Source organism: uncultured Dietzia sp. (assembly GCF_937873725.1).
Classification (GTDB): domain Bacteria; phylum Actinomycetota; class Actinomycetes; order Mycobacteriales; family Mycobacteriaceae; genus Dietzia.
In genome coordinates this window covers 1-14602 of sequence record NZ_CALMYY010000057.1, presented here as the reverse complement: position 1 = coordinate 14602, position 14602 = coordinate 1, and the positions used below count along the sequence as shown (strand labels likewise).

Sequence of the window (14602 nt, the reverse complement as noted above, 5' to 3'; positions counted from 1 at the left end):
GAGCCCGCGCCCACCGAACCGGCCGCGAGGGCGCCGGCGCCACCCGCGTAGGCGTTCCACACCCCGCGGTCCCCCTCGTCCGCGTAGACCTCCTGCCCGCCGGACCCCACATCGGTCACCGCCCGGTCGGCCAGCCCGTCGAGGTCCGAATCCCACAGTGCGTCGTCGGCGTACCCGTCGCCGTCGAAATCAAGCCACAGCGCGTCCGCCGCACCGGTCCCGAGGGTGAGGTCGGGCGCACCCTGCCACTGCGTCGGCTCACCGACGCCGTCTCCGAAGAAGTAGTCCATGCCGACGATCGTGTCGCGGGACGTGCCCCCACACCAGGTCGGTCGGACGATCTGTGGACAGCCGATCCGCTATCCACAGGCCGGGCCGTCGCTCTTGACAGGCCCGCTCAGCCGGCGGTGCGGCGCACGAACAGGGCCGGCCGAGCGGGGTCGGCGCCCAGGTCCGAGCCGCCGAGGCGCGCGGCCCGGAGGCCGACGACGACGAGGAAGACCAGCCCCCAGATCAGATAGGCGTTCCCCACCAGGTGCTCGAGCGGCCCCCAGCCGAGTTCGCGTCCGTCGCGGTGGGGGACCCACCACTGGGGCGCGCCCAGGAAGACCACGAGGCCACTGCAGGCCAGGGCGAGCCAGACCCGCTCGTCGTCGTCGTCACTCCTCGTGGCACGGTCCGCCCACACCAGCGTGAGCACGACGGCGGGCACCGCCCACACCCAGTGGTGTCCCCACGACACCGGCGAGCAGAACAACGCGACGTGACCCACGGCGACCGCGGCGGCGACCTCGTGGCCGCCGCGCAACAGGCGCCACGCCACCCAGGCGATCCCCAGCCCGACCAGGGCCGACACCACGAACCACACCACGGACGCGACCGGGTCCTCCACGCCGAGCCTGCGCACGACCCCGTTGACGGACTGGTTGGAGGTGAACGCCAGGCCGCCGATCCGGGCGGGATCCCGGATGGCGAACGTCCAGTAGCGCGCGGAGTCCTCGGGGGCGAGCAGGTGACCGATGCCGGTGAAGGCCAGCGCGGCGACCACCGCGGTCCCCAGCCCCCGCCAGTCCCGGCGCAGCAGGAAGTACAGCAGGAACACCGCGGGAGTGAGCTTGATGGCCATCGCCAGCCCGGTGAGGATTCCGCCCCACCAGCGGCCCCGACCCCGGATCACGTCCACCAGCACCAGGGCCATGAGGAACACGTTGACCTGGCCGAAGCCCAGGGTCTCGCGGACCGGTCCGAACCACAGGGCCACGGCCATCACCGCGACGGTGAGCCACCACAGCTCGCCGGCGGGTCGGTCGCACGTGCGGGTGAGGACGAGCTGCACCACGTACGCGAGCACGGCGATCGTGGCCAGCGTGATGATCGTCGACGCGACCGCCAGCGGGACCAGCGTGAACACCGAGAAGATCTGCGCGGAGAGCGGGGGATAGGTGAAGGGCAGGGTCATCCCCTGCGACAACCGGGGGAGTTCGCCGTAGAGGTCACCGCCGTCGCGGAACACCTGACCGCCGACGCGGTAGACGTCCAGGTCGATGCGGTACGGCGGCACCTGCTGGAGTCCCGGGAGACCGACGGTGTGCAGCAGCGTGCCGAGCAGCGTCAGGACGGCGGCGACGACCCTGCCGGCGGTCGAGGCGAGGTAGCGGTCGACCGCCCGGCCGATCACGACAGGTCGCCGTTCTGCCGGGTCGTGTTCAGGCCTGCCCACCAGCGGCGCAGCTCGGCCTCGGCCTCGTCCCGGTCCAGCGGCCCGCGGTCCAGGCGCAGCTCCTTGAGATACGCCCAGGCCCGACCGACGTCGGGGCCGGGCTTGAGGCCGAGGAGCGTCATGATCTCGTTTCCGTCGAGGTCCGGCCGGACCCGCGCGAGGTCCTCCTTCTCCTCGATCTCCGCGATGCGGTTCTCCAGCGAGTCGTAGGTCGCCCGGAGCGTGGCCGCGCGCCGCTTGTTGCGGGTGGTGCAGTCCGCGCGGACGAGACGGTGGAGCCGGGGAAGGAGGTCGCCGGCGTCGGAGGCGTAGCGCCGCACCGCCGAATCGGTCCACTGCCCCTCCCCGTAGCCGTGGAAACGGAGGTGGAGGAACACCAGGCCGGACACCTCCTCGATCATCTGGCGGGAGTACTTGAGCGTCCGCATCCGCTTGCGCACCATCTTCGCGCCCACCACCTCGTGGTGGTGGAACGTCACGCCGCCGCCCGGCTTGGCCGCGCGCGTGGCCGGCTTGCCCACGTCGTGCAGCAGCGCCGCCCAGCGCAGGACCAGGTCGGGCCCCTCGGGCTCGAGGTCGATCGCCTGCTTGAGGACGGTCAGCGAATGCCAGTACACGTCCTTGTGCTGCATGTGCTCGTCCCGCTCGAGCTTCATGCCGGGGACCTCGGGCAGCACGCGGTCGGCCAGGCCGGTCTCGCACAGCATGTTGATGCCGTCGATCGGGTAGTCGCCCAGCATGGTCTTGTCGAGCTCGGCGCGGATGCGTTCGACCGTGATCCGATCGATCTCGGCCGTCATCTCCGTCATCGCCCGGAAGACCCGCGGGGTGAGGGAGAACCCGAGCTGGGAGACGAACCGGCAGGCGCGGAGCATCCGCAGGGGGTCGTCGGCGAACGACTGCTCGGGGGCGGCCGGGGTGTCCAGGACTCCCGCCAGCAGCGCGTCCATGCCGCCCAGCGGGTCGACGAACTCGTGGCGGCCGTCCGGGTGCAGGCGCACGGCCATGGCGTTGACGGTGAAGTCACGGCGGACCAGGTCCCCGTCGAGGGTGTCGCCGAAGACCACCTCGGGGTTCCGGGTGACCCCGTCGTAGGAGTCCGCGCGGTAGGTGGTGATCTCGATCTGCTGCTCGACGCCCGCCCCGTCGCGCTTCACGGCGGAGAGCGTGCCGAACTCGATCCCGGTGTCCCACACCGTGTCCGCGTACGCATCGAGGATTCCCCGGACGGTGTCCGGGCGGGCATCGGTGGTGAAGTCCAGGTCCGTGCCGAGCCTCCCGAGCACCGCGTCGCGCACGCTGCCGCCCACCAGGTAGAGCTCGTGCCCGGCCTCGCCGAAGGCCGTCGCGAGCGGCGCCAGCACGTCGGCCAGCTCGTTGAGCGTGGTCTGGGCGCCCGCGAGGAGCCGAACCCGCCGCGTCTCCCGCTCCGCCGGGTCGGGCGGGGTGCCCGGCCCGTCCTGGATCCCGGAGAACACCGCGGAGTCGTGCCGGTCCGATGCGGCGCGGGGGTCTGGGAGCGGTCTGCGGGTTGTCACAGCGGAGACTTTACCGAGTCGGGCCGGCGGCCCCCGTGGCGTGCACTCACGCCCCTCGGCCCAGCCGGATGCGCTGCCCCTCCGGCTTACGCTGGCCGAGTGCCCGCGATGCGCATACCTGGGCTGGAGGAATGGACCATTCCGCCATCACAGGTCACGGGGCCAGCGCACCGACAGGCCAGCGGCACGCGGGCCGCGGCGGCAGCCCACGCGACGACCGCCGGGTCAGCCACCGGGCCCGGCCACCTTGGACCACAGCGACTCCACGGGCTCCACCTCCGGCGGCCCGGCCAGCAGCCCGCCCGACTCCGCGAGGTACGCCAGGTACGCGGGATTGCCGAGGAACTCCTGGGCCGCGGCCGCGTCGCGGTACTGCTGGAACACCAGTAGCACGTCGGGGTCGGCGTGGGACGCGCAGAGCACGTAGGCCTGATGACCGTCGTTGTCCCGCACGGCGTCGGGCATGTGCCTGCGCCACACCTCGACCAGCGCGTCCCGCCGGCCCGGCCTGGCCCGGTGGCGGAGGACCAGGGCATGGGGGACGGGACCTGAGCTCATGACGCGGACTCTAGCCGCGCCCGACGCCGGACACACTCGCGTGCGGCACGCCCACGATTCCGGAACCCGCCGCCCCGGCCGGTAGCATCGATGGGTGTCCGAAGCCGAACGCCCCGTCGAACCGCGCGCCAACTCGCCGCGGCGCCGACGGGCTCGTCGACCCGCCGGGCCCGGAGCCGACGGCCAGAACTCCGCAGGTCGGGGCGGCGGATCGGCGCAGAGTCCCGACGGCAAGCGGGCCACTCACAGCGACAAGAGCGCCACCACGCAGGGCTCGTCGGGCGGGCAGCACCAGCCGTCCACCCAGGCCGGCCCCCCCGGGGACGGTCAGGCCCGTCAGGGTCGCCGACGGCGTCGCGGGGGCCGGGGCGGACGGGGCGGTCGCGGGCAGGGCAGGACGCCCGACGCCCAGCGCCAGGAACCCGGCTCCCAGGCCAAGGACTCCACCCCGTCCACGCATACGGTCAAGTCCGGCGACGGGACCGCCGGTGCCACCTCCGCGCGCCAGGGTCCGCGGAATCCCCGGAATCAGAACCGGTCCGCCAGGCCGTCCGCGGGCCAGGCCTCGTCCGCCTCCACCTCCCGCGGCTCGGCACCGGGCAAGGCCGCCGCGAAGAACGCCGCCAAGTCGGGGTCGAAGCCGGGCGGCAAGCAGGGCGTGAAGGCGGGGGCGAAGGCCCCCGGCGGCAAGAACCCCCGCAGCGCGCGCGGGGGAGGGCGGCCTCCGCGCAACGGGCAGCGGCTGCGCACGGTGCTCGAGACCTCCGCGGGCGGACTGGTCCTCCGGGGACTCGCCGAGGCGGCCGCGGCGGGTGCCGAACCGGACCTGTCCCGCCTCGAGGTGGCGTTGATCGGGCGACTCGACAGGCGCAACCGCATGCTGTGGTCGATGCCCAAGGGCCACATCGAACCAGGGGAGACCGTCGCGGAGACCGCCCGGCGCGAGGTGCTCGAGGAGACGGGCGTCGACGGCACGGTGCTGGCCCCGCTCGGGACCATCGACTACTGGTTCGTCGCGGAGGGGCGCCGGATCCACAAGACCGTGCACCACCACCTGATCCGCTACGACCACGGCGAACTGTGCGACGAGGACCCGGAGATCACCGAGGTCGCCTGGGTGGCGTTCGACGATCTTCCCAGGCGCCTGGCCTACCCGGACGAGCGGCGGTTGGTGGAGTCGGCGCTCTCGCTCATCCCCGACCTGGCACGCGCCGAGCTCGCCGGTGAGGCCCCCGCGCCGCTGCCCTCGCAGATCGTGGATCCCTCCCGGCGCTCGGGGGGACCGGAACCGGTCCGACGCTCCGGCGCCGGTTCCCGGGAGAACCCCCGGGACCGAGACGATCGGCGCGGGGCCTCTCCGGAGGAGTCCGGGTCGTGAGTCGACGGCCGGGTGGGCGGCTCGTCCGGGCTGTCGTCCCGATGGCCGTGTGCGCGGCCCTGGCCGGGGTCCCGCTGTGGGGCGCGCCCCCGGTCCGCGCCATCACCCCGGAGCAGGCCGCGGCCGCCGGGTACATCCCCAATCCCGCCCCCGCCCTGGCCCGCATCACGATCGACGACGTCACCCCCCGGGTCCTGGACGACGCCGGGGCCGGGGGGCCGCCGGCCGTCGGCACCCGGGCCGGAGTCCCCACCATCACGGTGTCGGGCACGATCAGCAACGTCGGTGACACGCCGCTCGAGTCCGTGGACGTCCGGCTCCAGCGCGGCCCCCGGGCGGCCGGTGCCGAGTCGGTGCGGGCGCCGCTGGTGTGGTCGGAACCGTCCTTCGGGGTGCGCGGCGAGTTCGTGCAGGTCGCGGCGGCTCTCGACCCCGGGGAGTCGGTCACCTACCGCGTCTCCATGCCCGCCCGCGAGGCCCCCGGCCGGCCGGGCCCGGACCTGCAGCTCACGGAACCCGGCGTCTACCCGCTCCTGGTCAACGTCAACGGCACCCCGGAGGGCGGGTCGCCCGCGCGGCTCGACGACGCCCGCACCCTCCTGCCCGTCCTGGACGCCCCGACTCCCGGGCCGCTTCCGCGCGACGACGGCGAGGTGGGCGCCTCCGAGCCGGCGGACGGGACCGTCCCGGCTCCCGTTCCGCTGACCATCCTGTGGCCGCTGGCGGCGCCGCCGACCCGCATCGCACTCGTGCCCGGTGTGGACGGCCCGGACCCCGTGGTGGCCCTGACCGACCAGTCCCTGCTGAGAGACCTCTCGGAGGAGGGCCGGCTCACCGGCCTGCTGCGGGCCGCCTCCGCCGCGTTCGGGGGCGAGGGCGGGCAGGCGCTGCGCCGGGCGACGTGTCTGGCGGTGGACCCGGAGCTGCTGGGGACGGTGTCCGAGCTCGCCGCCGGCAGGCCGGTCGTGATCGACGACGGCGGCGGGCCCGCTGATCCCGGCCCGGTGTCCGGGGACGCCTCCCGGTGGTTGGACGAGCTCCGCGCGCTCGCCGCCGGCGGCTGTGTGGTGGCCCTCCCGGCCGCCCAGGCGAACCTCGACGTGGTGGGGGCGATCGGCGACACCACCCTGACCTCCGCCGCCCTGGATCGCTCGGACTCGGTGGAACGGATCCTGGACGTCGCCCCCGTGCCGGACGTCCTGGTGCCGGCCTCGGGGACGCTGGCCCCCGACGCCGCGCGGGCGCTGGCGGGCCCGGGGACCACGGTGATCGTCGCCGCCCCCTCCACCCGCACCGACACCGGGGTCGTGCCCGGCCCCGGTCTCGTCGGCCTCGCCGGAACCGACGGCGTGCGGGCCCTGACCTACTCGGCCACCCTGGGGGCCGCGCTCGCCGCGACCGGGTCGCTCCCCGAGAACCCGCGGTATTCGGATCCCGACACCCGGTACTGGCTGACGGCGGATTCCCCGGCGGCCCGGCTGCAGGACGCCCGCGCGGCGCTCCTCGCCCCGCTGCTCGAGCCCGGCTCCGACGCGGGAACCCGGGGGGTCCTGGCCGTGCCCCCGCAGGTCTGGACCGTCGACGAGGTGGCCGCGGGCTCCTTGCTCGACTCACTGGGCGATCAGCTGGCCTCGGGCCGGATGCGGGCGGTCTCGCTGACCGAGCGACTGGGTGAGCCGGTCACGGTCCCCGAGGGGAGCCTTGCCGAGGATCCCACCGGGGCGACCGATCCCGGGGCCGCCGACCCGTTCGCGGGAGATCCCGCGGGAACGACCGCGGAGCGACTGGAGGTCTCCCTCGAGGGCATCAGGACCCTCCGCTCGCTCGTGGACACCACCGATCCGACCTCCGTCGGCGCGGACAGCCACATCGACCCGCTGCTGGGTGACGCCCTGCGGGTGATCTCCGAAACCGGGCGCCGGGCGGACGGCGACGGCCTCACCGCCGAGACCGGCACCGGCACGGCGGCACGGCTCCGCTCCGCCACCCGACTCGACCGGCTGGGGGCTACCGTCTCGGCGTCGCTCGCCCGGGTGGACCTGCTGCCGCCGGGAAGCGTCTTCACCATGGCAAGCCCCAACAGCCCGCTGCTGCTGGTGACCCGCAACGCGCTGCCGTTCCCGGTGAGGGTGAACATCGAGGTCAGTGCGCCGGCGGCCATCCAGGTCGACCCTGTGGGCGTCATCCAGATCCCGGCGGCGGGGTCGCGGACGCTCCAGGTTCCCACCCAGTCCGACTCCGACGGCGGCGTCCGGCACACCGTGACCTTCGCCCTCTCCGCGCCCGGGGGTCAGGCGTTGTCCGCGCCGGTCGAGATCTCGGTGCAATCCGGCGGCTACCCGGTCGCGCAGGTCTTCGCCCTGGCCGCCGCCGCCCTCGCCCTCGCCCTGGGTGGTCGTCGATACCTGCGCTACCGTCGGGGAATCCTCGACCCCGCGGACGAAGGGCACCGACCGTGAACGACGAGCAGGGCCCCCGCGACCCCGAGCTGCGCCGACCCGACCCCGGGCTGCGGGACAGACTCCGCGAGCCGGGCAGTTGTGTCCTGCCCCGCCCCGTCTCGCCCCCGCCCGTCGCCGACTCGTTCGCGCCAGACGCGGTCCCGGACCAGCCACTCGTGTCCGGCTCGACCGGTGCGTCGCCCCGCGGCGGGGGGACCGGAGGTACCACGCGGGATTCCTCCGACGCCTCGGTGATGCGGTCCACGGGGTCGATGGCGGTGGCCAACCTCGCCAGCCGGATCACCGGATTCGTCCGGATGATCCTCATCCTCACCGTGCTCGGCCCGGCCGTCGCGTCGGCGTTCAACACCGCCAACACGCTTCCCAACATGATCACCGAGCTGGTCCTGGGTTCGGTACTCACCGCGATGTTCATGCCACTGCTCGCGAGGGCCGCGCAGGAGGACCCCGACGGGGGCGTCTCCTTCATCAGACGCCTGCTCACCTCGACCGCCGCGCTCGCGCTGGTCGCGACCGTGATCGCGGTGGCGTGCGCCCCTCTGCTCACCGACCTCAACCTGGGTGACGGCGAGGTGAACACCGACCTCGCCACGGCCTTCGCGTTCCTGCTGTTGCCGCAGATCTTCTTCTACGGCGTGTTCTCCGTGATGCTCGCGGTCCTCAACTACAACGGGGTCTTCCGCCCCGGGGCGTGGGCGCCGGTGTGGAACAACGTGGTCGCCATCGCGACCCTGGCGTTGTTCGCCGTGATCGGCACGGGGATCGACCCGGCGGAGCCCGTCAACCTGCTCAGCGCGCCGATCCTGCTGCTCGGACTGGGCACCACCCTGGGAGTCATCGTCCAGGCCGCCGTCCTCCTCCCGGCCCTGCGCCGCGCCGGCGTGGTCCTGCGCCCCCAATGGGGCCTGGACCCCCGGATCAGGCAGTTCGGTGGCAACGCCCTCGCCGGGGTGACGTACGTGGCGATCTCCCAGGTCGGTCTGGTGATGACCAACCGCATCGGGTCCGCCGCGGACGAGGCGGCCATCGCCATCTACGGCACGTACTGGCTGCTCCTCCAGGTCCCCTACGGGATCATCGGCGTCACTCTGCTCACCGCCATCAACCCGCGGCTGGCGGACAACGGCGTCGCCGGCCGCTCCGACGCCGTGGTGAGGGACATCTCGCTCGGGACCCGCCTGTCCCTGTTCGGGCTGCTCCCGATCATCGCCTTCATGACCGCGTTCGGACCCTCCATCGCCACGGGCCTTTTCCGCTACGGCAACTTCGACGCCCAGAACGCCGACATCCTCGGCCTCACCCTGGCATTCGGAGCGTTCACCCTGATCCCGTACGCGATCGTCCTGCTCCAACAGCGGGTGTTCTACGCCCGCGAGGACTACTGGACCCCGACCGTGATGATCCTCGCGATCACGGTCGTCCGAGTGGTGCTGTCCCTGATCGTCCCCTTGGTCGCGGACGAGCGCTCCCACGTGGTGATCGGCCTCGCCCTGGCCAACGGGGTCGGATGGGTCGTGGGAGCGGTCGCCGGGTACGTCCTGTTGCGCCGCAAGCTGGGGTCCCTGCGGGGACGCGAGACCGCCAGATCCGCGGTCTGGACACTCGCCGCCTCCGTCGTCGGCGCGCTCACGGCCCTCGTCGCGGACACCGTCCTCCCGCTGGACCTGCTCACCGATGCGGTGGGCAGCATCGGGTTCGTGGTCCGGGTCGGATTGGCCGCGGTCATCGCCCTTTCGGTCACCGGGCTGATCCTGTCCAGGTCGCGTCTGCCCGAACTCGACGCGGTCGCCCCCGTCGTCAAGGGTCTCGCGAGGCGGCTGGGGCGATAGTCGGGTGCCCCGCCTGGGGGACCGTACACTCGGAGTGGCTACGAGCGGTCGGGCCCGGTGGGCGGCCGCAGGATCGAGGAGGTCGACGGGTGGGCGAGGGCAACGGAGCTCCGGAGCACGATGCCATCCCGACCCCGCCCCTGCTCAGCGCGGGCGGTCTCGTCTCGGGTGGTCGCTACCAACTCCTCGAACCGTACGGCGGCGTCGCCGGTCAGGCCTTCTGGCGAGCGCGGGACAAGCGCCTCGGCCGCGACGTCGCACTGACCTTCGTCGACCCGCTCCCCGGCGAGGAGCCCCCCGGCTCCGCCACCGGCGTCCTCGACCGCACCGTGGCCCTGACCGGCGTGTACTCGGATGGGCTCGCGCGCGTGCTCGACGTGATCCGCGGTCGCGCCGGCGGGATCGTGGTGAGCGAGTGGGTACCCGGCCGCAGCCTGGCGGCGGCCGCCGGCGACCCCGATCCCGACTCCGCCGTGGCCGCGGTCTGGGGGCTCTCCGACGCCGCCACGAGAGCCGAGGACGCCGGCCTGCTCCTGGGACTCGACTCGCCGGACCGGATCCGTCTCACCGAGGACGGTCGGGCCGTCCTGGCGTTCCCCGGCGTCTCCTCGGCCGCCGACGGCCACACGGACGTCCGCGGGCTCGGTGCCGTGCTCTACACCCTCCTCACCGGGAGATGGCCGGGACCGCTGCCCGGCGGTTCCGAGCACCACCATCCCCTGGACGGCCGTCCGACCGTCGCCCCGACGGACGATGACGACGAGGTGGTCGATCCCACCGTCCTCGATTCCGGGGTGCCGCACGACTCCGCCGTCCTGGCGATCCGGTCCCTCGACGGGTCGTCGGTCAGCTCCGCCGCCACCGTGAGATCGATGATCGCCGACCGGGTGGGTGGGCCCGTCCGTCCCGCCCCGGCCACCGCCCCCACCGACCCCGACCCCGACCTCGGCACCGACCTCGGCACCGGCCCGGAGCCGTACACCCCCCCGGACGAGGAGACGCAGAAGCGGCGCTGGCAGATCATGGCCGGGACCAGTGCGGCGGCCGTCGTGGTGATCGCCCTGCTGTTCGCCTGGATGCTCGGCGCGTTCGCCGGGAGCCGGAACGACACCCCGCTGACCCAGCAGCTCGACGCGATCGAGCGCGCCGCCCAGGCCAGCCGGTCCGCCGAGTCCGCCGCACCCGGACCGGCAGACGGGGAGCAGGGGGAGGCCGCCCGCTCCACGCCGTCCACCCCCATCGCCGTCTCGGCCGTCACCTCGTGGCAGCCGACGTCGTCGGCGGGCACCGCGGAGAACTCCGCCAGCGCACCCGCCGCCGCCGACGGCGACCGGTCCACCTCGTGGTCCACCGACACCTATCTCAATCAGTTCGGCGAGAGCGGGGCTGCGTTCAAACCCGGTGTGGGACTGCTGTTCTCGCTCGACCGGGCGCAGGAGACCCGCCGGGTCGTGGTCTATTCGGCGGACGACGGCGTGGAGTTCGAGGTCCGCTCGGCCCGCAGCGCCTCGCCCACATCGCTCGACGAGACCACCCTGCTCGGGGACGGGACGGTGCGGGGCGGCTCCGGAGCGGTGACGATCGACAGCCCCGAGGAGTCCGAATTCGTGCTGGTGTGGATCACCAGGCTGGGCACCTCCGGTCCGCAGGCCTACGCCGCGTCGATCACCGAGGTCGAGCTCACACGCTGACCTCAGGGCACCCCGGGGGTCGCGAGATGACGTCCCCACTGCACACCGTGCCGGGTTAGCGTGACGCCCGTGAACACCGGTTCCGTCGACGCCCCCGCCTCGGTCGTGGAACGCCCGCCGCTGACGGCAGCGTCCTCCCTCACCGACGCCGAGCTGCTCGACGCGCATGTCGCCGGCGACCCCGATGCGTTCTCCGCCCTGGTCAGGCGTCATTACGATTACCTGTGGCGGTTGGCCATCCGCACCTCCTTCAACCGGGACGACGCGGCGGAGGCTCTGCAGGAAGCTCTCATGTCGGCCTACCGCAAGGCCGTCACCTTCCGGCACGCCTGTCCTGTGCAGGGGTGGCTCTACCGCATCGTGGTCAACGCCTGCCTGGACAAGATGCGCTCCCAACGGTTGCGCACGCACACCGAGCTCACCCCGACGCTGCACGAGGAGATCTCCCTCCGGGACCACTTCCATCAGGATCCCGCCTACGCGATCATCGTGGCCGAGGCACTCGCGGAGTTGCCCACCGAACAACGCGACGCGGTGGTGGTCGTGGACATGCTGCGGTGCACCGTCGCGGAGGCCTCCCACCTGCTCAACGTCCCGCCGGGCACCGTCAAGAGCAGATGCTCGCGAGGCCGCGCCAAGCTCAGCGTCCTCCTCCGCGGTGTGACGCTCACGGCATGAGGGAACAACGCCGACCCCTCACGTGTTGTCGCCTTAGGAGGTCCCACGGATCCGTGCAGTCCTCGTCACCCCACCCGCCAAGGAGCCCCCGAACCCATGAGCGACACCCTCCACGACGTGATCATCGTCGGATCCGGTCCGGCCGGGTACACCGCAGCCATCTACTCGGCGCGGGCCGAGCTCACGCCACTGGTGTTCGAGGGTTCCCAGTTCGGCGGGGCGCTCATGACCACCACGGAGGTCGAGAACTTCCCCGGATTCGCCGAGGGCATGATGGGTCCCGACCTCATGATGCAGATGAGGGAGCAGGCGGAGCGGTTCGGTGCCGACCTCCGCATGGAGGACGTCACGTCGATCGATCTGGTCGGCGACGTCAAGACCGTGCGAGTGGGGGAGGAGGAGCACCGCGCCCGCGCCGTGATCCTCGCGATGGGCGCCGCCGCCCGCTACCTCGGCATCCCGGGGGAGCAGGAGCTCCTCGGCCGCGGAGTGAGCGCCTGCGCGACCTGTGACGGGTTCTTCTTCCGGGACAAGCCCATCGTGGTGGTGGGGGGCGGTGACTCCGCGATGGAGGAGGCCACCTTCCTCACCAAGTTCGGCTCCTCGGTCACCGTCATCCACCGTCGCGAGGAGTTCAGGGCCTCCAAGATCATGCTCGAGCGGGCCCGTCAGAACGAGAAGATCTCCTTCGTCCTCAACACCACGGTCGACGAGGTGCTCTCGGGTCCCAGCGGCTCCGTCGAGAAGCTGCGACTCCGCGACACGGTGACCGGCGAGACCAGCGAGCTCGAGACCTCGGCGATGTTCGTGGCGATCGGCCACGACCCGCGATCGGAGCTCGTCCGCGACCAGGTCGAGGTGGATGGCGACGGATACGTGCTGACCGGGCAGACCACCGCGACCTCCCTGCCGGGCGTCTTCGCCTGCGGCGATCTCGTGGACCATCGCTACCGGCAGGCGATCACTGCCGCCGGCTCCGGATGTTCGGCATCGATCGACGCCGAACGGTGGCTCGCCGAGCAGGCCTGACAGCCCACCCCGTCACCCCCCACCGAGAGGACCAGCAGCATGGCTTCCACCACCCCGAACATCATCGACGTCACCGAGGCCGATTTCGCGGAGACCGTCCTCGCGGCCAGCGGCAGTAAGCCCGTGCTGGTCGATTTCTGGGCGACCTGGTGCCGCCCCTGCACCATGATGGCACCCGTCCTGGACGAGCTCGCCGGTGCCGAGGCGGACAAGCTGACCGTCGCCAAGGTCGACGTCGAGGCGAACCAGGAGCTGGCGGCCGAATACCAGATCACCGCGATCCCCGCCCTGCTGCTGTTCTCCGGCGGCGAGCCGGTCAAGCGCATCACGGGGGCCAAGTCCAAGTCCGCACTCCGCACCGAGCTCGGCGACGTCCTGTAGACCCCGCCCCGCGCGGGTGCGCCCCGGGCACGCCCGCCCCCGAGGCGGTATGTTCATCCGGGTACCGGACGAGTGGAACGTGAGGAGACCGATGGCGTGGCGACGTGGTGACCGTGGGCCCGAGGTGGCGTCCATCCGGGCCACCCTCGCCAGCATGGGCCTCCTCCACACCATCGACTCCGTCGGCGTCACCGAGCCGGAGACGGGATCGATACTGGCGCGGACCGATGCCGTCTTCGACGCCGACCTGGAGACCGCCGTCCTTGCCTTCCAGCAGGCTCGCGGGCTCATCTCCGACGGGATCGTGGGTCCGGCCACCCAATCCGCGCTTCAGGACGCCAGTCACGTGCTGGGCACCCGGGACCTGAGCTACATCGTCTCCAAGCCGGTCGCGGGAGACGACGTCGCGCAGCTCCAGCGTCGCCTGGGGGAGCTCGGTTTCTACGCGGGCCCGGTCGACGGGACCTTCGGTCCGCTCACCCACGCCGCGGTGACCGACTTCCAGCGGGACTGCTGCCTGCCCGCCGACGGAGTGGTCGGCGCGGAGACACTGGACACCCTCGGTCATCTGTCCTCCCTGTTCAAGGGCGGTGACGTGTCCTCCCTCGTCGAGAAGGAGCGGGCCCGCAGGGCGGGGCCCATGCTCGCCGGTAAGCGGATAGTCCTGGATCCCGGTCCCAGCGGTTCGGAGAACCCGATCCGCATCGAGACCCCGTTCGGCACGATCACCGACGCCGAGTTGCTGTGGGACATCACCCGGCGACTGTCCGAGCGGATGAACCAGGCCGGGGTCGAGGTCTTCCTCTCCCGCCCCGAGGCCATGATCCCGACCGATCCCGAACGGGCGGAGATCGCCAACGCGTTCAACGCCGATCTCATGATCTCCCTGCGCCTGGACCGTCACCCCAACCCGGTCGGCAACGGGATCGCGACCTTCTACTTCGGCAACTCCCTCGGGGCCGAGTCCATGCTCGGCGAGGCCCTGTCCGGCTTCATCCAGCGTGAGATCGTCAGCCGAACCGGCCTGCGCGACTGCCGGACGCACGGACGAAGCTGGCCGCTCCTGCGGATGACCCGCATGCCGTCCGTCCAGGTGGTCCTGGGGTACGCCTACAACCCCATGGATCTGCAGATCCTCGGCGACCGGACCGCCCAGGACACCATCGTCGATTCGATCCTCGTGGGCGTGAAGCGCCTCTATCTCCTTGACGAGGACGACCATCCCACCGGATCGATGTCGGTCAACGACCTCATCGACTTCGAACAGCGCCAGCGGGACTGATCCCGCCGCTCCGGGCCGACACCCCGGACACGGACAGGACCCCCAGCTTCCGGGTG

Annotated in this window: 11 protein-coding genes and 1 pseudogene; 8 read left to right on the top strand and 4 right to left on the bottom strand. The window is 72.4% G+C overall.

Going from position 1 to position 14602, the window contains the following annotated elements; genetic code table 11:
* From Q0444_RS05435 to Q0444_RS05420, 4 genes and pseudogenes are all read right to left on the bottom strand, one after another.
* Nucleotides 1-290 (bottom strand): annotated as a pseudogene (locus Q0444_RS05435) (hypothetical protein); the annotation flags it as partial.
* 107 nt (nt 291-397) lie between these two features.
* Entirely contained in the window at nt 398-1678 is a 1281-nt protein-coding gene (locus Q0444_RS05430) for a glycosyltransferase 87 family protein (protein WP_291079512.1), read from the bottom strand.
* On the bottom strand, nt 1675-3198 hold the full coding sequence (locus Q0444_RS05425) for a CCA tRNA nucleotidyltransferase (RefSeq protein ID WP_291079523.1): 1524 nt from the start codon (nt 3196-3198) through the stop codon (nt 1675-1677). The genes Q0444_RS05430 and Q0444_RS05425 overlap by 4 nt, the downstream gene beginning before the upstream one ends.
* A gap of 285 nt (nt 3199-3483) precedes the next feature.
* Complete coding sequence (locus Q0444_RS05420; protein ID WP_291079513.1) at nt 3484-3816, bottom strand: putative quinol monooxygenase; 333 nt, start codon at nt 3814-3816, stop codon at nt 3484-3486.
* Between the two features lie 94 nt (nt 3817-3910).
* On the opposite strand from Q0444_RS05420, the gene Q0444_RS05415 reads away from it, so the two are divergent.
* From Q0444_RS05415 to Q0444_RS05380, 8 genes are all read left to right on the top strand, one after another.
* Nucleotides 3911-5194, top strand: a complete 1284-nt coding sequence (locus Q0444_RS05415) for an NUDIX hydrolase (protein ID WP_291079514.1) — start codon at nt 3911-3913, stop codon at nt 5192-5194.
* Nucleotides 5191-7653 carry a hypothetical protein gene (locus Q0444_RS05410; protein ID WP_299021955.1) on the top strand — a complete coding sequence of 821 codons (2463 nt, stop codon included), beginning with the start codon at nt 5191-5193 and terminating at the stop codon, nt 7651-7653. Before Q0444_RS05415 ends, Q0444_RS05410 begins: the two co-directional genes overlap by 4 nt.
* On the top strand, nt 7650-9485 hold the full coding sequence (gene murJ, locus Q0444_RS05405; RefSeq protein ID WP_291079516.1) for a murein biosynthesis integral membrane protein MurJ: 1836 nt from the start codon (nt 7650-7652) through the stop codon (nt 9483-9485). The genes Q0444_RS05410 and murJ overlap by 4 nt, the downstream gene beginning before the upstream one ends.
* An 89-nt stretch (nt 9486-9574) precedes the next feature.
* Nucleotides 9575-11176, top strand: coding sequence for a protein kinase family protein (locus Q0444_RS05400; RefSeq protein WP_291079517.1), 1602 nt, complete (start codon nt 9575-9577; stop codon nt 11174-11176).
* Between the two features lie 105 nt (nt 11177-11281).
* The gene (sigM, locus tag Q0444_RS05395; RefSeq protein ID WP_291079524.1) at nt 11282-11854 is read left to right on the top strand and encodes an RNA polymerase sigma factor SigM; all 573 of its coding nucleotides are present in this window, start codon (nt 11282-11284) and stop codon (nt 11852-11854) included.
* A gap of 96 nt (nt 11855-11950) precedes the next feature.
* Nucleotides 11951-12883: a thioredoxin-disulfide reductase gene (gene trxB, locus Q0444_RS05390; RefSeq protein ID WP_291079518.1), complete on the top strand. Its 933-nt coding sequence runs from the start codon at nt 11951-11953 to the stop codon at nt 12881-12883.
* 39 nt (nt 12884-12922) lie between these two features.
* Nucleotides 12923-13264, top strand: a complete 342-nt coding sequence (gene trxA, locus Q0444_RS05385; RefSeq protein ID WP_291079519.1) for a thioredoxin — start codon at nt 12923-12925, stop codon at nt 13262-13264.
* A gap of 91 nt (nt 13265-13355) precedes the next feature.
* Nucleotides 13356-14546, top strand: coding sequence for an N-acetylmuramoyl-L-alanine amidase (locus Q0444_RS05380; protein WP_291079520.1), 1191 nt, complete (start codon nt 13356-13358; stop codon nt 14544-14546).
* The last annotated feature ends 56 nt before the right edge of the window (nt 14547-14602 follow it).